14 protein-coding genes and 1 tRNA gene are annotated in these 19,227 nt (G+C 46.6%); 7 read left to right on the forward strand and 8 right to left on the reverse strand.

Annotated elements, in window-relative coordinates:
• Positions 1-23: 23 nt before the first annotated feature.
• A complete protein-coding gene (locus ACQW03_RS08720; protein WP_441949316.1) occupies positions 24-1,526 on the forward strand; it encodes an oligosaccharide flippase family protein in 1,503 nt (500 codons plus the stop codon).
• 460 nt (positions 1,527-1,986) lie between these two features.
• On the opposite strand, the gene ACQW03_RS08725 is transcribed toward ACQW03_RS08720, so the two are convergent.
• The 3 genes from ACQW03_RS08725 to ACQW03_RS08735 form a co-directional block, all read right to left on the reverse strand.
• Positions 1,987-3,402, reverse strand: coding sequence for a transcriptional regulator (locus ACQW03_RS08725; RefSeq protein WP_441949318.1), 1,416 nt, complete (start codon positions 3,400-3,402; stop codon positions 1,987-1,989).
• 257 nt (positions 3,403-3,659) lie between these two features.
• A tRNA-Thr gene (locus ACQW03_RS08730) sits at positions 3,660-3,731 on the reverse strand.
• Between the two features lie 73 nt (positions 3,732-3,804).
• The gene (locus ACQW03_RS08735) at positions 3,805-4,152 is read right to left on the reverse strand and encodes an MTH1187 family thiamine-binding protein (RefSeq protein ID WP_274483747.1); all 348 of its coding nucleotides are present in this window, start codon (positions 4,150-4,152) and stop codon (positions 3,805-3,807) included.
• A gap of 525 nt (positions 4,153-4,677) precedes the next feature.
• On the opposite strand from ACQW03_RS08735, the gene ACQW03_RS08740 reads away from it, so the two are divergent.
• From ACQW03_RS08740 to ACQW03_RS08750, 3 genes are all read left to right on the forward strand, one after another.
• Positions 4,678-7,011: a ribonucleoside-diphosphate reductase subunit alpha gene (locus ACQW03_RS08740; protein ID WP_029517884.1), complete on the forward strand. Its 2,334-nt coding sequence runs from the start codon at positions 4,678-4,680 to the stop codon at positions 7,009-7,011.
• 20 nt (positions 7,012-7,031) lie between these two features.
• Positions 7,032-8,063, forward strand: a complete 1,032-nt coding sequence (locus ACQW03_RS08745) for a ribonucleotide-diphosphate reductase subunit beta (RefSeq protein WP_441949321.1) — start codon at positions 7,032-7,034, stop codon at positions 8,061-8,063.
• A gap of 166 nt (positions 8,064-8,229) precedes the next feature.
• Positions 8,230-9,981 carry a methyl-accepting chemotaxis protein gene (locus tag ACQW03_RS08750; RefSeq protein ID WP_220030662.1) on the forward strand — a complete coding sequence of 584 codons (1,752 nt, stop codon included), beginning with the start codon at positions 8,230-8,232 and terminating at the stop codon, positions 9,979-9,981.
• 184 nt (positions 9,982-10,165) lie between these two features.
• Here ACQW03_RS08750 and ACQW03_RS08755 read toward each other — a convergent pair whose 3' ends face one another.
• Positions 10,166-11,002 carry an HAD hydrolase-like protein gene (locus ACQW03_RS08755; protein WP_220030661.1) on the reverse strand — a complete coding sequence of 279 codons (837 nt, stop codon included), beginning with the start codon at positions 11,000-11,002 and terminating at the stop codon, positions 10,166-10,168.
• 170 nt (positions 11,003-11,172) lie between these two features.
• On the opposite strand from ACQW03_RS08755, the gene ACQW03_RS08760 reads away from it, so the two are divergent.
• On the forward strand, positions 11,173-11,667 hold the full coding sequence (locus ACQW03_RS08760) for a hypothetical protein (protein WP_441949324.1): 495 nt from the start codon (positions 11,173-11,175) through the stop codon (positions 11,665-11,667).
• Here the strand turns inward: ACQW03_RS08760 and ACQW03_RS08765 are convergent.
• Together ACQW03_RS08765 and ACQW03_RS08770 are read right to left on the reverse strand one after the other, a co-directional pair.
• On the reverse strand, positions 11,651-13,366 hold the full coding sequence (locus ACQW03_RS08765; protein ID WP_441949326.1) for an NAD(P)H-hydrate dehydratase: 1,716 nt from the start codon (positions 13,364-13,366) through the stop codon (positions 11,651-11,653). The genes ACQW03_RS08760 and ACQW03_RS08765 overlap by 17 nt on opposite strands.
• Before the next feature lie 33 nt (positions 13,367-13,399).
• Positions 13,400-14,032 carry an NAD(P)-dependent oxidoreductase gene (locus ACQW03_RS08770; protein ID WP_076294492.1) on the reverse strand — a complete coding sequence of 211 codons (633 nt, stop codon included), beginning with the start codon at positions 14,030-14,032 and terminating at the stop codon, positions 13,400-13,402.
• Positions 14,033-14,305: 273 nt separating this feature from the next.
• Between ACQW03_RS08770 and ACQW03_RS08775 the strand changes: the two genes are divergently transcribed.
• Both ACQW03_RS08775 and ACQW03_RS08780 read left to right on the forward strand, forming a co-directional pair.
• Complete coding sequence (locus tag ACQW03_RS08775) at positions 14,306-15,271, forward strand: hypothetical protein (protein WP_071639349.1); 966 nt, start codon at positions 14,306-14,308, stop codon at positions 15,269-15,271.
• A gap of 271 nt (positions 15,272-15,542) precedes the next feature.
• Positions 15,543-16,499 (forward strand): ArsR/SmtB family transcription factor, encoded by a 957-nt coding sequence (locus ACQW03_RS08780; protein ID WP_441949329.1) that lies wholly within the window; start codon positions 15,543-15,545, stop codon positions 16,497-16,499.
• 120 nt (positions 16,500-16,619) lie between these two features.
• Here the strand turns inward: ACQW03_RS08780 and ACQW03_RS08785 are convergent, their stop codons facing one another.
• Both ACQW03_RS08785 and ACQW03_RS08790 read right to left on the reverse strand, forming a co-directional pair.
• On the reverse strand, positions 16,620-17,672 hold the full coding sequence (locus tag ACQW03_RS08785) for a lactonase family protein (protein ID WP_441949331.1): 1,053 nt from the start codon (positions 17,670-17,672) through the stop codon (positions 16,620-16,622).
• Positions 17,673-17,893: 221 nt separating this feature from the next.
• The gene (locus tag ACQW03_RS08790) at positions 17,894-19,096 is read right to left on the reverse strand and encodes an MFS transporter (RefSeq protein ID WP_025722439.1); all 1,203 of its coding nucleotides are present in this window, start codon (positions 19,094-19,096) and stop codon (positions 17,894-17,896) included.
• Positions 19,097-19,227: the final 131 nt, after the last annotated feature.

Consider the following 19,227-nt stretch of genomic DNA (forward strand, 5'->3'; position numbering starts at 1 on the left):
TAATATGGACAGCTTCTAATGGGGTGAAAAATCTGAAACTACCTCTTATATTAAAACAAACCATGGTGAGAGCAAATGCAATGATTGTTGTGAAGGCCATTGGTTTAGTTGGAAAAATATTTATGACGCGACTTGTTGGAGCTGAAGGAATGGGTCTCTATCAGCTAGCCTACTCCTTCTACAGCTTAATATTGATGATAATTTCAGGTGGATTGCCCACAGCTTTGGGGATGTTTACAGCCAAAAATTCAGTAAAAGGCTGGCGACTGTTCAAAATTTTTTCGATATTCTTGATGCTCATAGGTTTGGCATGCAGTGTCTTAACCTTTTGGCAATCCAAGTCGATCTCTTTTTTGCTTGGCTATCCACAGCTTGATGTTGTGATTCGATACCTCTCTCCTGCCCTATTTACCGTTCCCTTACTAAGTCTGCTGCGCGGATATTTGCAAGGGCTCGAAAGATACACCACGATTGCCCTTTCGGAAATAATAGAACAAACTGTTAGAATTGGTACTTTAATATGGCTAGTGCCCTTTTTTATTAGATCCGGCATTGAGTATGCCGTAGGTGGAGCGGTACTGGGAACCTCTACAGGCGCGTTGTTAGCCTTTGCTATGCTTGCTGCTTATTTTTTCACGTCCAATCGTCACTCTACAGATTTGCCTTCCCCATCAACTCGAATAGGTCTACCTTTGGTAGTACAAGCTTCCTTTGCTATTGCGCTAACACGATTGCTCATCCCGGCTTCCGACTTTATGGATGCGATCATCATCCCTCAACGATTACAAATTGCCGGTGTTTCGCCCAAAGAAGCAGCGGAGATGTTCGGTATTGTTAACGGCATCGCTCTAGTCGTTGCATATATGCCTACTTTGATTACAGGCTCGTTAACCCATACGCTCACAATGAAAATAACCGCCGATTGGAAAAATAATGATTTTAATTCATTTTACAAAAAAAGTAATACGGCTCTTCAGGTAGCTTGGATTTGGGGATTAGTCTCAGGATTTTTCATTTTTAAATATGCACCTGAAATCTCTCTATTTGTTTTTCGTATACATGATGCCGAGGTTCCTGTTAAATCCTTGGCAATGTTACCACTGCTCGTCGGATTGCGCGAAATCACAACAAGTATTCTATGGGCGCAAAATCGGAAGAAAACTCCCTTTATTGGTCTTGTCACAGGAGTCCTTGTTAACTTCATAATTCTTTATTCCTTAGTTGCCATTCCTGGATTGGGATATGTCGGTATGTCACTGGGAATCATCATGCTGGAGCTGATCGCAACTGTTTGGAATTTAAAATCTTTACGATTTTTCCAAATCACCATATCCCGAACAGTTATTTTGTCAATTCTGGATATTCTGATTCTTGAAGCTATTCTTATTGTTTGCACATTGTGTTCCAAAGTCTTATCTCTTCTTAGCTGGTCAGAAGCAATCCTTATTGGTTTAGAAATAGTTCATTACTGTTTTTGGTGTGTCCTATATTTGAAAGTACGATTAAAAAGATTCATTAACGAATAAAGAAAAGCTGTTGAGTAGTTTATGGGGACTAACTCCAATATAGACAAATGAGGTTCGGTTCTACGTTCCCGGATTAAAATTCCATTCCAGTAACAAGTACTAATCGTGATGTCGCATACCAAGCCGAAGTGTGACCGGCCCATCACCAAGATTAAAATGGGTTAATATCGGTTCTTTACTAACTCAACTGTCAGTAAATCCTTCTGAAGTAAACTTAGTTTTAATGTAGCTGCAAACAGTTCTATATCCGATTTTGACACTTTATATGTATGATTCATGCTGATCACCTTGATAATTCATTCGGTGAACGATGTAGTAATTCCTTCAACAAAAATCCCCGCCGACCAGTAAAAGGTTAGCGGGGATTTACTTTACTTATGTTCAAGAACCCCCAACCTGTACTTGAGGTCGTATATCATGCGACTGAACAGGTACAGGTACCGTAACAATAAACAAAAAGCTAGCCGCGATAATCAGCAGTACCATTTTTCTCAACATTGTCCATCCACACCTTTTCAATGAAATTTAAAAATGCTGTTTTAGTTTCTGAAACTGCATGATCCCGAAAGTGTAAAAAAAGACCCATACAATTAATGAAATAAGTCTCATTATTTAGTGTATGATAACTTACCATTGAATACATCAAATGTTTAAAGCCAACACTATACATACCTCGATGTAAATAATAATGAGCTAACTCGTAACCAAACCACGCGATATAGTCCGGTATCACCTGTTGGTTGTACATATCGTCGGATAGAGACTGTTCAGAAAACGAATTAATCTCCGTTTCAAACCGTTGAAGTATATCGTCCACTTCCAATTCAAATCGGTTAGCCGCAATTATAACATTCAACAATTTGGAGATTTTCTCTTGTTCATTAGAGTCTGATTCTGCTATATATTCAACATAATCTTGAAGCACACTGATATCACCAGACAGAAGTTTGTTAACGTAAGTATTACATTTTGCCCAATCTTTATACTGTTTAATCCAATATAGGGTATCCTCGTCCGTCTCCTTGACCCAATCTAAAGTACCGTAGGCATATGTATGTTGTAAAGCTTGTTGATAATCGCCTTGGTCATCGCAGACACTTGCACATAGTAAATCGGCATAGGTGATGTACACAAACAGGGGACGACTTAACTTCTTTGTAGATTCATTGCACTCTCGGTTCTTATGTTGATGTTTTAACGAATATTGAGCTTTCGCTTTCTGCTTCATTTTTTTCGCCGCTTCATCTACTTTGTTCCATTTACGCAAAGACCTGTACACATTAGCCAAGTCCTTCAATGCATCAAGCTGGTCTATTTCATCTAGGCGTTCAACAAAAGCTTCAAATATCGTAGCTGCACTGAGATTGCGACTTTGATCGTCTCCAACTTGAATCGCGAATATACGATATTGACAGATGGCTAAACGTTCAGAATGTTGGTACTTCTCCGCTTCAGCTACGCCCTCATAGAGCAGCAATGCAGCATCATGTCGTCCCTGTGCTAATAGTACTTCTGCTATATCAAATAGTTTAGGCGAATAGAGTACGTTGTCCATAATGCTTCCCACCACTCGACGGATCGCATCCAGCTTGTCCAACTCCGCACAGCGAAACAAAAATGGCTCGATTCGCCTCATATTCGGGGGAGTGTCGATGATGTAGTTTTCTATAAACAAGTCATAAAAGTAGCCCTCCGGTAAATCCATAGCTTCAGTAATTAGGTCAAGCTGGTTAACAGACATAGACTTATTCCCCGTCACAATAGCACTTACTATTCCCCTATTCATGCCTGCTATATGCCCGAATTGCGTTAGACTCATGCTCTCTTGTTTTAAGTATCTGTCTAATTCTGCTCGTATCGTAGGTGTATGCTTCATGCCATAGCCACCCTTCGCATAAACTTTCCATAATTTTTAAAAACATACTTCATTTTTCACCAAAATTAACCACCTGTCAATATACTATGCAACTAATGTAAGAATTCGATTTTTAGCATGAAACGAAACAAAAAAACTAATTATATATAGCATAATAATCCTACTAAAAAGACCTCAGCGTAGAAGATTGTCCAGAATCACAAAAAAGCGCGTCCCCCAAAAGCTTGGAAGCCGCGCTGTGCTTGAGTTTATAGCTATGCTGGTGAAGGGAATTGAACCCCCGGCCTACGCATTACGAGTGCGTTGCTCTACCCCTGAGCTACACCAGCAGGTCAGTGTAACTGACAACAAAAACTATTATACTCTTAGTTACATAAAAATCAATCACTTACATCAACTTTTTCAACCAGGATTTGGATTTAGTTCGGTAACATTTCCTGTCGCGGTGCCAGATAGTTTCTCTGCGACGGAACGGAGCTTTTGGTGACTGGAGGAAGGCTTGTCACGGCGATCATCAATTTTGACCGAGGTGGAAACACGCTTAGCTCCAGACAGGAATGGCGCTTCGTGCAGCGCAGCAATGGCGGTGAACACATCGTCCAACGAACCTTCAATAATCGTACTCATGGAGGTAAGCTCATAGGTAATTCCTTTTTGCGTCTTCAACACTTTTTGCATCTGGGCAACGTAGTCGCTCAGGCTTGTACTCCCCGTTCCAATCGGGATCACTGTCACTTCTGCAATAGCCATCGCCAAGTTCCTCCTTTTAATTTAAAATCGTCACTTCTTTAAAAATCAAAACCTCAGGCCGATAGAGCGAGCAACCTTATTTCACAAAAAAAGTTCATATGTATGCTGCTTGTTTCTATAGGAAACATCTTTATCATTCATTGTACCGTTCAAACTGCCTCAATTCAAATACAGCCCGCGACTTCTCTGCATATTTTGATTTTCCATTCCTTTTCCTTTACGTATGGCTTCGAATGTTGCTATAATACTCCTTGCACTTATTTGAAATTTTAAGTTTATACACACAATATGTTGGGTTAAATATTCTTAACACGTCTAAATATAGTGATGTAGCCGATAAATCGTACGGGAACCATCTTTTCCCCCTTCATTGGCAGGGCATCGCTATTTCTATGTTATTGGATTACATACAGCCCCCAAATGCTGTCTGACCATCGCTTTTTTCGCCATTATCTTCTCATCATGATCATTTTCATGCCTATTCCCATGTATGATTCCAAATCAGGAAAGCGAGGAATTAATCCTATGCCACAACTCGTAACCAAACCAAACAATCGCCAGTTGGCTTTTGATGAAATACGCATTTCCGTATATGCCGACCGTGTACTCAGCGGGCTGGACAAGCTGGATAAAGATCGTCTCATTCGCGGTGTAACTAGCAAGCTGCGCCGGGACGAAGTCACGGGGGATGACATCAGCAACGCGTTTGCGATGGCTGCCCTTGAATTAGTTAGTAAGGAAGAACCAGACTGGAAATTTGCCGCTGCACGTGCTTTGCTTACTTCTTTATATAAAAAAGCGGCTACTCACCGCCGTTACAAATCCTATGCGGACGAGCCTTACGGTGCATTTTATCCATTGATTACCGATTTGGTCCAAAAAGGAATTTACCGCCAAGAACTGCTCGACTACTATACCAAGGAGCAGATTGATGAGCTGGGCGATTCCATATTGCCGAAAAATGACCTGCTGTTCGATTATATCGGGCTATTAACGCTGTCTGAGCGCTATTTGGCCAATGATTTTGATGGACGCGTAATGGAACTGCCGCAAGAACGCTACATGATCATCGCAATGTACCTGATGCACCAAGAGCCTGCCGACAAGCGGATGGAACTGGTCAAGGAAGCATACTGGGCGATGAGCAACATGTACATGACGGCAGCTACACCAACCATGTCCAATGCCGGAAAAAAGGTGGCCGGACAGCTCTCCAGCTGCTTTATCGACACCGTAGACGACTCCCTGGAAGGTATTTTCGACTCCAATACGGATGTAGCCCGTCTTAGCAAAATGGGCGGCGGCATCGGCGTATACCTCGGTAAAGTACGGGCTCGCGGCTCCGATATCCGTGGACATAAAAATACAAGTTCTGGCGTCATTCCGTGGATTCGCCAGTTGAACAATACAGCTGTTAGCGTAGACCAATTGGGTACTCGCAAAGGTGCAATTGCCGTATATCTGGACGTATTCCATAAGGATATCCTCGCGTTCCTTGACCTGAAGCTGAACAACGGTGACGAGCGGATGCGTGCACATGACGTGTTCCACGGCGTATGTCTGCCTGATCTGTTCATGGAGCGGGTCGAAGCACGTGGTGAATGGAATCTGTTCTGTCCGCATGAAGTGAAGAAGGTGATGGGCTGGAAAGATGACAACGGTCGTCCACTGGGTCTGGAAGATTTTTATGATGAAACCTTCGGTTCAGGTACCTTCCGCGAAAAGTATGAAGAGGCATCACAGCATCCCATTCTCTCTCGTATTACAGTGCCTGCCATCGACATCATGAAGCGCCTGATGAAATCACAACTGGAAACAGGTACACCGTACATGTTCTACCGTGATACGGTAAACCGGGCCAACCCGAACCGCGCCCATGGTATGGTATATTCCTCCAACCTGTGTACGGAAATTATGCAAAACCAATCTGCAACTGTAGTGGAAAAAGAGGAACTGGTCACCAAGGACGGACAAACACGCATTGTTATTTCCAAAATTCCTGGCGACTTTGTTGTGTGCAACCTGAACTCCATCCATCTGGCTCGTGCGGTTCCGGCAGGTGTGCTGGATCGCCTCGTACCGATTCAGGTACGTATGCTGGATAATGTTATTGATATCAACAACATTGAAGTGCTGCAAGCACAATATACGAACAGCCAATATCGCGCTGTCGGTCTGGGTACATTTGGACTGCATCATCTACTTGCACTGGAAGGTATCCGTTGGGAATCCGATGAAGCGGTAACCTATAACGATCATTTGTATGAAAAGATTAACTACCTGGCAGTCAAATCCAGCATGGAGCTAGCGAAAGAAAAAGGCCGTTATGCGAAATTCGAGGGTTCTGACTGGTCTACCGGGCATTATTTCACTTCCCGTGGCTATACGGACGGTACACGCGAAGGTAAATTTGTCACAACGTCCGAGTGGAGCGAGCTTGCAGAAGAAGTCCAACAAAACGGTGTCCGCAACGCATGGCTGTTCGCCATCGCACCTAACGGTTCCACGTCTATCATCGCAGGCTCTACCGCCAGCATTGATCCATTGTACGAGCTGCTTTCCTATGAAGAGAAAACAACTTACAAGATCGCTAACCCAGCACCGGACTTGAACGAGAAAACCATCTGGTACTACAAGACAGCTTTCTTGCTGGATCAACACGCTTCGATCAACATGGCTTCTGCACGTCAGCGTCATATTGACCAAGGCCAAAGCTTTAACCTGTATGTACGTCCCGATATTAAAGCAACTGAATTTTTAGAGCTGCACATCCATGCCTGGAAATCAGGTATGAAATCGACCTATTATGTACGCAGCCGCGCACTGACGATTGAAGAATGTGATAGCTGCGCATCCTAAACTAAAGGAGAGAAGCTCTCATGCAGTTACAGAAAATTTTTAACACGGAAGCGCCAAATCGCTCTACCCGTATTATTGAAGGCGAAAGCTCCGGTATTTTGAATTGGAACGATATTCGGATGCCGCATATGTACAAACTGTATAAAGTGCTGCTGCTGAACCACTGGATTCCAGATGAAATTCCGATGTCCAAGGATGCGTCCCAGTTCCCTGTGCTGGATGCTGAAGAACAGCGCACCTTCAAAATTAACATCGGCCTGCTGGCTGTGCTGGATTCCATGCAAACCATGTTTGTCGGGGATGTAAAACGCTATTTTACCGATTCCTCACTGGAAGCTATTTCGGCGATTATCGGACAGCAGGAAGTGGTGCATAACCAGTCCTACTCCTACGTTCTGTCTTCTTTGGTGTCAGATCAGGAACAGAAGGAAATTTTTGAATACTGGAAAAAAGATCCTGTTCTGCTGGAGCGTAACACATTCATCTCGGATATTTACCAGGAGTTCCGCGATGAGCAGAACCCGCAAACCTTTTTCCAAGCGATGGTAGCCGATTTGATTCTGGAAGGCATTTTCTTCTACAGTACATTTGCTTTCTTCTACAATTTGGCCCGTGATCAGAAAATGATGGCAACCAGCCAAATGATTTCGTATATTCAGCGTGATGAAAATCAGCATTGCTACTTCTTTGCCGAAGTGTTTAAGCAGCTATTGTCCGATTTCCCTGAGCTGAATACCAAGGAAAATACGGACTATGTTTACCGTATGATTAACCGCGCTGTGGAGCTGGAAACGAATTGGGCGCATTATACGCTCAAAGAGGTTCGCGGCATCGACTTGAACGAGCTGAGCGATTATATCAAATACATGGCAAATATGCGCCTGAGATTGCTTGGTATGGACAAAGCATACGAAGGCGTAGATGTAAACTGCATGCCTTGGATTAAACCATTCTCAGACGAAGCGCTGAATGCGACAAAAACGGACTTTTTTGAAGCAAAATCACGCAATTATGGCAAGGTCGGAGATGACAACGGATTTGACGATTTGTAAGTCATAAGATACAGCCTTAACTCGGTACTTACCGGGTTAAGGCTTTTTTCATGAGAATTTACGCAAATACGCAAAAAAATCATGAAAACATCTGAATTACTATTCATATTTTCCTATTTGTACACGATATATATGAAGGTGAAAAAAACATAGTAAGGAGCATATTATGAAAAGCAGCGTTAAAAAAAGAATGGGATTACAATCCAAACTCTACTTCATCTTGCTCATTCCTTTAATAGTGATTGGCGTTATTGTTCTGTGGACGACCAATCAATCTATCCAAAATGCTTCTCTATCAACCATGCAGCTAAACAATGAAACGCTGGCAAAGAACACGGCCCAGTTATTGGACAAATCCGCAGTCAAGAGCTTAAACACTAATTCATCTGAGCAAAGCAGCGAGTATAAGCAGCTTCGGAACGAGTTAAATACGCTCAGACTGCAAACTGGAATTCTGTACGTCTATATGTACAACCGCGTTGGAGATGAGTGGAAAATAACGGTGGATGGAGCCGCATGGGACGACAAAGACTACAGTCCATTCGGAACTCCTGTAAGTTTTACCCTTAAAGAAACGGAAGAGAAATTAAAACAAGGGGAAACGGTAACTACAGATATTACAACGGACCCTGAATGGGGAACGATGTTTTCCTCCTTTACTCCCATTAAGGATACAGATGGAACCATCATTGGTTATTTGGGAATCGACAGATCCCTGTCCTCTGTGACTGAAGTATACGAACATACCTTGCCCGAGGCCTACCGATTAGTTATCCCTGTTATCTCCATCATTCTGATCATCTCCATTGCGGCTATGATGCTGGTAACCCGGCGGATACTGCGTCAGGTGAGATTTATTAAAAATACACTGGAGCAAGTAGCCGACGGCAACCTTACGGTTACATCGTCGCAAGTAACATATGATCAGTTAGGCGAAATCAGCAAATTAACGAACAAAATGGTGGAAGCCATGTCGAATATGATCGTGGATATTCAAAGCAGTTCAAGCACACTCCAGCACGCATCGAAGAATATCGTCGTGACAACGGAAGGAACACTCCACCAGACTGAGGAACTGTCCCGTACACTCCAGCAAATTGCCGATGTCTCTATTAACCAAGCGGATCAAGCGGTGGAATCGGTTCAACAATCTGATCGATTAGGACAAACGCTGGATGAAGTCGGAAGCCATGTGCAACAATTTACGGATACGGCCCATCATCTCAATGAGGTTCGTAATCAGGTAGCCAGTGAGCATGAACTGTTATTAGAGAAAGGACGAGAAAGCGCCTTGCGTATCAAGCAGATGCAGCGCATGTCACACGCGTTAACCGAAAAATCCCGCGAGGCGGCTAACATCGGTCAGCAGGTACAGGGCATCGTGAAGCAGACGCAGATTTTGTCCTTTAATGCCTCTATTGAAGCCTCACGTGCAGGCGAAGCTGGCAAGGGTTTTTCTGTGGTCGCTCATGAAATGGGACAACTTGCCCAACAATCCGCCATATCGATTCGTGAAATCGACGAAATCTTAAAAAGCTTTGTTGAGCAAATTGAGCAAATGGGTGATCAATTTGATGAAAACATAAAGACCGTCAATGAACAAGAAAACCAAATTTCTGTATGTCTACAGTCTGTTGACAAAGTCACCCAGGTTTCACAGGAAGTTCAGGAGTTAGCTGCACATCTGGCTCAATTGACGGCAGAGATGCAAGAGGTACGTCACAGCGTAGATCAACATTTAAATCACACAGCCAGCGCGGCACAGCAGACTGCCGGAATGACAGAAGATGTATCAGCAAGCGCTCAGAAGCAGGCTCTAGCAGTAAAAGAACTATCCGAAGTAGCCCGCAATCTGACCACACTATCAAACAATCTGCAACGACATGCTGACCAGTTCCGGGTGAAAAACGCTGAATAGTAAATATTACGTTGGGTTCAGTTCAACTGAACGAAAAGAAGTAAACTAAAATGGAGCATTCGCTAACGTAGCGAGTGCTCCATTTTTATGTTTTGAAAGCCGAGCAGAGTTCACCTTTATCTGAGTAGGTGCATACATATAACCTAGAAGTGTGTATTCAAGCACTCCAGACTCATACCCGTTCTTATAATGGAGGTAGCGCGGCTGTTTTCACCTGTTTCGTATAAGAAGGATAGCCTCCCGTATGCTGGAGCATTTCGATTTCACGCAAAATACGCGGTAAGTCAGCGACCGAATTCATCACGATGTGGGCTCCTGCCCTTTTCAAGCCATATACACTCTGTCTGCGCCGTTCCTCAGCCACTCTGTCGTCCGCTTCATGGCTGGTCGTTTGAGCAGCGGTCGTCACGCTTTCGTTATGGTTCAATACACCAATCGTCCATACACCGGCGTTCCGTCCCTCTTGCATATCGGCTACTGTATCTCCTACTTTCACAATATCGCTAAGCGGGAATACCTGCAAGCGATGTGCAATTTCATAGATCATCCACGGATAAGGCCTCCCCTGCGAAACTTCACAAGGGGCTACCATACAATCCAACGTATAGGGTGACTGTGCAGGCGTAAACTTGTGACTGAGCATTTCCATCGGACAGGATGCAGTGGCACCTGACTGAATGCGACGATCCTGCAACTCCTGCAGCGCCCTGTCTATACCGATAGCAGGCTCAGCCCCTTGGATCAAGGAGCGGAGAACAGGGACAAGCTCAAGATAAATATGCTCAATATCCGCTCTGCCAGGATGCGCACCAAAGCACTCCAGCCATTTTTTCCGAACCTCTGAAAGTCCCAGCACATTCGCAATATGATCCCGGATCGGCATTCCTCGCCCATGAGATACCTGTTCTTCAGTTACCTGTATACCTTTCCATCTGAAAATGTCACGCATTCCCTGGGTTAAGCCTCGTCCTCCGGGGTCTAACAATGTACTTTCGAGATTAAAAATAACCGCCTGTATCATGCAATCCCCGCCTTTCCGTACCGCGGCTATCCGCAATCTTTATTTTGCTTAGGAACATGATACACAGCTAACGTAAACTGAAGTGTCGTAAACGGTAAGCGGATTGTAATTGAAAATAAATCCCTTGATTGGTTGTGAATACCGAGTGTGATAAGAGGAGGAGTCGCAACATGAGACAGCCTTGGAATGAATTTAATTCCAAAATGCCTTGGCGGATGGAGCTTGGTTGTTATGCGCTGAATAAACTGGCCTGTGGAGGATTGGTTTTTGGTCTCTTATGGGTCTACTGCTATCTGACAGAGGAAATAACAGGGGTTCCTCTGACTATAGCAGGCAGTAGTGGTGAACTGACCGCGCAGCTATGGGCCTATGGTTTTGCCCTTCCTGCCGCTCTTGCCGCTGATGCGCTACGCGATCTTTTACCCTGGCTTCGTAAGCCCGAGCAGCTCACCCTATACCTCGCTGCAGGATTTAGCATCTTTCTCCTGCTAGGTTCTTTGATGTCGCCTGCCGGAACGGGCATTTCATGGAGCAACGGCATAGCAGGTGCAGGGATTACACTGCTGTATTATGGAGGAAGACACTGGCTGAACCGTGAATATGGAATACAGATCATGCTGGCCTTCCTCCTGCCACTGCTGCTATGGCCTATAGGGCTTCAATAATGTCGCCAGCTATCACTGAGGCAGGGTGCTGGCGACGACGTGCGGCTGTTTCTCCAGCCGCCCCATGCAGATACACGCCAAAGGCTGCTGCCTGCGAAGCATTCAAGCCCTGGGCCAGCAAACCTGCGATGATGCCTGTCAGCACATCGCCCGCACCGCCTGTCGCCATCCCAGCATGGCCTGTGGTATTGACGTAGGCTGTTCCGTCGGGACAAGCGATGACAGTGCGCGCTCCTTTAAGCACCAGCGTGACCCCACGTGTTCGGGCGTACTCCTGGGCATGGGTGATGCGGTCACGCTGCACATCTGCTGTCGGTATGCCCAGCAGACGAGCCATTTCACCGGGGTGCGGCGTTAGTACGACCGCCGCACTTCTCGGCTTCCAAGCCTCCAGCTCAGGCCCCGCCGAGGCGAGGATGTTCAAGGCGTCCGCATCAAGCACGAGCGGACCGCCGTATTCCTCCCACAGGCGGCGCAGCCAGCCGGTGTCCCCTGCAAAGCGGCCGAGGCCGGGGCCGACGGCCAGTACATCACGTGCCTGCGCGAGCTGTAGCAGCTCGTCTGCGGAGTCGGCATTCCATTCGCCGTCTCCGCCTGCTGCTGCGGCAGCGAGCATCAGTTCCGGCGTAGCGCCAATGACGCGCGGCAACAATGCCTCGGGCACCGCCCACGTGACAAGGCCGCTACCGATGCGCAGGGCGGCACGTGCGGCCAGCAAGCCCGCGCCGCTCATGCGCAGGCTTCCGGCCGCGACGAGAACATGGCCGTAGGTGCCCTTGTGCCCGTCCGGCACGCGGCTGCGGCTTACATCCACGTCCAGTGCAACGCGCAGCGTGTCACGGGTCAAGAGCCGCAGCTGCACGCCGCACTCACGGGCAAGGCCGGGTGGAATACCGATGTAGCGTACCACCACATCGCCTGCAGTCCCGGCGCCCGGATATTGGACGAGCCCACGCTTCAAGTAGGCGAGGCATACGGTGACGCGCGCACGAATGCACGGCTCGTGCAGCGCACCTGTGTCGGCGTCGAGGCCGCTAGGCACGTCTACCGACACAAGCGGCACGCCGCTGGCATTGGCCTCGCGGATCAGCGAGGCGTAGGGTTCGCGCGGCGGGCCTTGCGTGCCCGTACCCAGTAGGGCATCGACGATGCCAGAAGCGCCGCGCAGGTCGAGGGAATCCCGCCCATAGAGGACAGACGGGATTCCCAGAGCCGCGATGATATCGCGCTGCGCAGCCGCTTCACCGCGCAGCGTGTCTGGCGGCTCGACGTACACAACGGTGACACACAGCCCTGCATCCGTTAGATGGCGGGCCGCTACCAGTCCGTCACCACCGTTGTTGCCTTTACCTACGAGGATATACCAGTGTTCTCGTTCCCGTAAGTCATGTCGTCCTTGACTCCACGACTCTGTCCGTATAACACCGCCATGTCCCGGTATATCCCCCGGCCCTGTGTGTGTAACCTCTTCTGTCCACTGCGACCCTAGCACTTCAGTACGCTCAATCCCACGTGTTAGATCAGCAATGCCTACTGAGAAGCCGCCATTGCGCTTCCCACTTCTTTCGGCACATAGCTTCAATACCTCGTCAGCTACCGCACGCCCGGCATTTTCCATCAACGTAAGGGCCGGGATACCCAGCTTGTCAATTGTGTAACGATCCAATTGCCGCATTTCTTCGGCGGTCACCATATACATGCTTTTCGCCTCCCATATGGCTATCCCTGCTTATTAATATCCGACCGTAAAACGGGAATTGACAAATTCCCCTTCTACTAATTCATCAATCAGGGCTACCGCATAATCTTCGACCGAGATACGGCTATGGCCTAATTCGTCAACCACCAAATGATCCAAACCAATACGGAACTGTCCTGTACGTTTTCCCGATTCAATTATTCCGGCAGGACTACAATAGGTCCAGTCTACATCCGCAGCGCGGTACAGCTCCAGTGCATCTGCATGGGCAGCCGCCAGTGGCTTCACTTCCTCCGGAAACTCGGCGGTATCCATGAGGCGTTCACCGTTTTCTGTTTTCAGACTTCCCGCTCCACCAACGACAAGTATGCGTTCCGCGCCGGAACGCCGAGTTCCTTCCAGTAAAGAACGAGTCGCTTCGAGCAGTTCTTCCTCTTCTCCAAACTTGGGACCGTACGCGCTAATGATAGCATCGTGACCCTTAGCCACTTCCGTAACGGAATTCGGATTAAGAATATCTGCTTGAACCACCGTCAAGTATTCACTTTGCTCCGTCACACGTTGGGGGTCGCGCACCGCTGCTGTCACCTCATACTTACGCTTGATTGCTTCCTTTACTAACGCTTGACCAATGGTTCCAGTTGCTCCGAAAATAATAACTTTCATATAAATGTGCCTTCTTCCTGTCTATAATTTACTTACTGTTATTTATCCGTTTTATCTCCAGCTTAAACCCGTGCAAGATATCGATTCGATGTCTCATGATCTTCTGATGCAATTTTTATATCTTTATCCATACCGAATCTACCCTCCTGCTTGTATCTTGTCTATTTTACCAAAAAATACTTCATATATCCTGGTCAAAGGTATACAAGCCCTTGAAATGCCTGTGTAGTCTGTGCAATAGTGTAGAAAGAACAATGGAAGGAGGGATTGCGGGTGTCCCCGACGGACTTCGCGGCGTTAGCCGCATATATCTCACCCGGTCTGATTGCCTTCCTGCTGGCGTTGTCTTTGCTGGTATGGCTGTATGTTCACAGTGCAGCCCAGCTTCGAAATTCGCGTCAGCAGCGGCTGGAAGAATTACAGGAATCGCTGCGTATCTATGGACGATTAGCTGGTTGTCTCCAAACCGCTACCCAGAATGGGTTCAATAACAGCGAAAAGCAGTACCAGAACGGACTCATCCACGCTCTTCAGGAAGCCAAAGCTGCTCCCTATTTGACCCCTCACCTTCAAGAGCAGGTTCAAGCATCCCTTCGGGAGTGTGATACGTTCCGCAGAGAATTGCTTCTCAAATCACTGGAGCGTGAAATGAACAAACTCATCGAGGAACGGCGTCTTGTTCTGTTGGAATCTCATGCTCCGGGCTGGGGAACAGCATTGTGGAAGCTATTGCGCCCAGCAGCTGGTCCGTTGGCGCTGGCAGGAATCGTCTGGTTGGTCTCAAGGCTGGTTGTGGAACTAATAGCCTCCAGCCATGTCGATGTTAGTCTGCCCGACACTGTACAATCTGCCTCATGGCTCATAGGGTGTGCATGGATGAGGTTCGTTTCCGGCTTGATCGCCCTACTGTATGTGTACCGACTGATGACCCTGCGCAGGCAAAATGATTTGGACGTGACGGCATCCCATTTTCCAACAAGCCTGTTGTGCATGGTGATCGCCGCTGTCGCTCTGTTTCAATGGATCGGACCGGAAGCGTCTCCCTACATACTGGCTGTGCAGCTTGTGCTGTTCTTGATTGGCTTCCGACTTACCCGAGGCCGCTCGCGCAGTGATCGTCCTTATGTTGGTCACCCTGGCTTGATCAAGGCAGATGCCTCCCAACATCAGGATTTACACGCAGCAGATAAAGATAAAACGGCTGACTCTTCTTTGGCAGAAGAACATATCCGGTCCTAACACCAATGGCACATGACTCTATCCCGTATCCACCCTGCAAATCACATACCATCACAGGACATCCCAACAACAAAGAAAGAGTTCATGGGGTGTCCTGTTTTTTGAACAATTTCCGGCTTTTTGTGGGGTTAGGCTTGTGCCAGTGATCAAGGAAAGGGTATATTGTTTATATAAATGTAAATCATATCGTTTTTTATGTATGATTATTGAAAAAAATCCATATATGTTAAACTACCATCAATTTATGATGTGCGTTAGAATTGGAGGAACTATGCAACTGGACATTTCTGAAAAATCACTTCCCGTTTATGAAGCGCTGGCCAGTGAGGTTCGGCTAAACATGATTGTTCTGCTTGCGGAGAAGCCTATGAATATACGTGAGCTGGCGGAAGCGTTGGGGCTCAGCAGTGCGATTATGACGATGCATGTCAAGAAACTGGAGAGAGCGTCCATTATTTCAACTAAAATGCTGCCTGGACGAGGCGGGGTACAGAAAGTGTGCTCACTGGCCACGGACAAAATTGAAATCGCCATGCCACGCTATCAGCAGGATGTACGGCAATTCCATCAGACGGAGATTTCCGTCGGACACTTTACAGATTTTGAAATACAATCGACCTGCGGACTGGCTACCGTCGAAAAGATCATTGGTGAATTCGATGAGCCTCGTTCGTTCTTGGACCCTGAGCGCTTCAATTCCAAAATTCTGTGGTTCAGCCAAGGTTATATGGATTATAAGGTGCCGAATTTCCTACTGTCCAGCCAAAAAGCTGAGGAACTGGAAATTTCGATGGAACTATCGTCCGAGGCCCCTTTTACCAATGATAATTGGCCTTCAGATATCACTTTTTTCCTAAATGATGTGAATTTGGGTACATGGACCAGCCCAGGGGATTTCGGAGATAACCGTGGTAAATACACACCTGCATGGTGGCCTGATTTTATTAATCAATATGGTCTCCTTAAAAGACTTCGCGTTACCTCTGAAGGCACCTTTATGGATGGCAAGCAAATATCCGACGTGACTTTAAGCCAAGTGCTAATTGATCAGAAGCAATGGAAATTCCGCATTGCCATATTGGACGATGCCCAGCATGTTGGAGGGGTTACCCTGTTCGGTACCGGATTCGGTAACTACAATCAGGATATCCTGTTCCGTTTGTACTACAAACATACAGAAAATCATGCCAAAACAGTAGCGATAGAAGCTGGCGATAGCAGCAAATAGCTTTTAGTCCACTTCAAGACCTGAACACGGCGTTTGGCCCATGCCTTTCATGGGAAACAAAGCGCCGTGTTTTATTTTTTCATCCACTTATATCGTACTCTTTTGCCACGTGCTATCCGATTAGCGTACAGGTTCAATACACACAGGTGAAGGAACCTCCAGCACATATCCCGTTCGGGTCAGCCGTCCATCCTCACTATGGATGGCAAAGGATACGATGTTGTTTCCATCCTGATTCGCTACTACCAGATAACCGGACAAGATGTTGAAGTTACGCGGTGTGCTGCCGAAGGTTTCCACCCATTCAACCGTCTTCAGCTTGCCGCTGTCCAGATCGACATGGTATAGCACGATGCTGTCATGGCCCCGGTTTGACACATACAAAAAGCGTCCACAGGGCGTAATCCGAATATCGGCTGCTGTATTTTCTACATCTATAATGCCTTCTGGCAGTGTGGACAGGCTTTGCAGCAATGTAAGCTCACCATTACGTTCGTTATAACTAAACACAGCGACTGTATTGTTCAACTCATTGGCGACAAAAGCATATGGACGCGAAGGATGAAAAAACAGATGACGCGGTCCAGAACCCGGTGGCAAATCTGTCTCACGATGGGTCACCAGTTTTCCATCCTCTGTCAAACGGTATACCACAATCTGGTCCAGTCCCAGATCACATACCATGGCATACTGTCCTGAAGGATCTGGAATAATCGAATGCGGATGTGCCGCATCCTGGCGGTCCTGGCGAATACCTGATCCGGTATGCTGAACCTGCCCCGACATGTCTCCTAATCCTCCAGCTTCCGTCGCAGGGAACACAACGGCATTGCCGCCTGAATAGTTAGAAGCCAGCACATATCGTCCATCGGTTGTTACGGAAACATAACAAGTATGCGCTCCCTCCGTCCCTTTTCGATCCAAAGGGTGTAATTCTCCCGTCTGGGCATTCACCTGATACGCATACAGCTCGCCTCCTTCTGTTTCACTGGCAGCATACAGCTTCGCCCCATCCGGGTGTAGCGCGAGAAAAGAGGGCCTTTCAATCCCTTCCACACCTCCAACAATGCTCAGATCACCATTGTTCACATGCAAAGCACATACATATATTCCTCTTTCCTGACGAGACGCATAAGTTCCTGTATAAAATAACTGCTCATTCCGCTCTTCCATCGGCTCTCATCTCCTTCTAGCTGTTTTTTACATATTATCTGGCTTTTAGCTCTACTATTTGTCTTGTTGCAAACTCATCATGCATTATTACCCAAGATTCTGTCGTTTCATTAACGTTTCGCGATGTATGCAAAAAAAATAGCCTCTTTCGGCGCCATCTGTGGTTCACAAGAACGTCACAGTTCACACCAAAAGAGACTAATTTTACGAAAAGAACAACATTAAACCGCTGTGGTTTGCGTATCTCTGCTCTTCCATTTAACAGCCAGCCCCAAACTAAGAATGAGAATGGCTGCCCCAAAAATGTATGGCAAATTGATATGCACCTCGAACAATGTACCCGCAAGCGCAGGTCCTAGAATATTACCAATACTCATATAAGCATTGTTCATGCCGGCTGCAACTCCCTGCTCATCCCCCGCCATTTTGGATAAAGCAGTATTAATGGCTGGACGAAGCAACGACGTAGCGGTAAAGAAGATGAGCGATACCCCGAGTACATAATAAAAGTTGCCAGAGAGCAGCATAAGCACAAGGGAAATCGCCGAAAACAGAAAGGAACCGATGATGACACCTTTTTCGCCAAAACGGTTCAACATCGGACTGATTACCACAGCTTGAATCACGGTTCCGACCAGTGCACCTACGGTAATAATGATAGCAATATCCCGCTCATTATAATGAAACTTCCCCGTCACAAAGAAAGGAAACATCGTTTCAAAATGTGTCAGTCCAAAGGTTAACGTGAATATCATAATCAGCAACATAAAGTAAGGCTTGCGGAAAGAAAGGGCAAACTGTTTAATCACATTGTCCCGTTTGGCCTTGACATTCCGAAACTTCAACTGTTTCTCCAGCGACAAGGTTTCGGGCAGCATAATCAAGGAAATCAGTGCAGCTACGCCCGATACGGCCGCCGAAACATATAAGGGCGTACGAATCGAGATATCTGCCAGCAAACCGCCCACACCAGGACCGATCACAAAGCCAAGAGACATGGCGGCACCCAACAGCCCCATTCCTCTACCGCGATTGTGGACCGTTGTAATGTCAGCAATATAGGCCATCATCGGAGGAATCATAAAAGCTGCCCCTGCACCACCCAGCAAACGGGAGATATACAGTATGGTCAACGATTCCCCAATCGCAAACAATACAGAAGAAGCCGTCATGATTACCAAACCGATAATAATCATTTTTTTACGTCCGTATTTATCGGACCATTCTCCCGCTAGCGGCGAAAACAGGAATTGGGTTAAGCCAAACACGGCAACCAAATAACCGCCCGTTTCACCACTGCCTCCCAAGGAGCTCATAAACTTAGGGAGTATCGGAATAATGAGGCCAATTCCCAGCATGGCAATAAACATATTAATCATCAAAATGACCAGCGGTCCCATTTTCAACTGTTGTGAATCTGACATGTTGCGTTTTGTCCTCCTCAGGTTCTTTATTTCGTATACGAAAATCTTATTTTGCAACCATTCCAGCAAAACTCTTCATTATATTAATAGAGAGAGAGACAAATAACAATCATAAAATACTTCCGATAACC

It is taken from the genome of Paenibacillus sp. DRB1-1, assembly GCF_052119485.1.
GTDB lineage: Bacteria > Bacillota > Bacilli > Paenibacillales > Paenibacillaceae > Paenibacillus > Paenibacillus polymyxa_B.

What these genes read in the sequence shown, in the direction of transcription:
- ACQW03_RS08770 (WP_076294492.1), bottom strand. Translation starts at nt 14,032, where the DNA reads ATGAAAGTTATTATTTTCGGAGCAACTGGAACCATTGGTCAAGCGTTA.
- ACQW03_RS08745 (WP_441949321.1), top strand. Translation starts at nt 7,032, where the DNA reads ATGCAGTTACAGAAAATTTTTAACACGGAAGCGCCAAATCGCTCTACC.
- ACQW03_RS08760 (WP_441949324.1), top strand. Translation starts at nt 11,173, where the DNA reads ATGAGACAGCCTTGGAATGAATTTAATTCCAAAATGCCTTGGCGGATG.
- ACQW03_RS08790 (WP_025722439.1), bottom strand. Translation starts at nt 19,096, where the DNA reads ATGTCAGATTCACAACAGTTGAAAATGGGACCGCTGGTCATTTTGATG.
- ACQW03_RS08735 (WP_274483747.1), bottom strand. Translation starts at nt 4,152, where the DNA reads ATGGCTATTGCAGAAGTGACAGTGATCCCGATTGGAACGGGGAGTACA.
- ACQW03_RS08765 (WP_441949326.1), bottom strand. Translation starts at nt 13,366, where the DNA reads ATGTATATGGTGACCGCCGAAGAAATGCGGCAATTGGATCGTTACACA.
- ACQW03_RS08755 (WP_220030661.1), bottom strand. Translation starts at nt 11,002, where the DNA reads ATGATACAGGCGGTTATTTTTAATCTCGAAAGTACATTGTTAGACCCC.
- ACQW03_RS08750 (WP_220030662.1), top strand. Translation starts at nt 8,230, where the DNA reads ATGAAAAGCAGCGTTAAAAAAAGAATGGGATTACAATCCAAACTCTAC.
- ACQW03_RS08780 (WP_441949329.1), top strand. Translation starts at nt 15,543, where the DNA reads ATGCAACTGGACATTTCTGAAAAATCACTTCCCGTTTATGAAGCGCTG.
- ACQW03_RS08740 (WP_029517884.1), top strand. Translation starts at nt 4,678, where the DNA reads ATGCCACAACTCGTAACCAAACCAAACAATCGCCAGTTGGCTTTTGAT.
- ACQW03_RS08725 (WP_441949318.1), bottom strand. Translation starts at nt 3,402, where the DNA reads ATGAAGCATACACCTACGATACGAGCAGAATTAGACAGATACTTAAAA.
- ACQW03_RS08785 (WP_441949331.1), bottom strand. Translation starts at nt 17,672, where the DNA reads ATGGAAGAGCGGAATGAGCAGTTATTTTATACAGGAACTTATGCGTCT.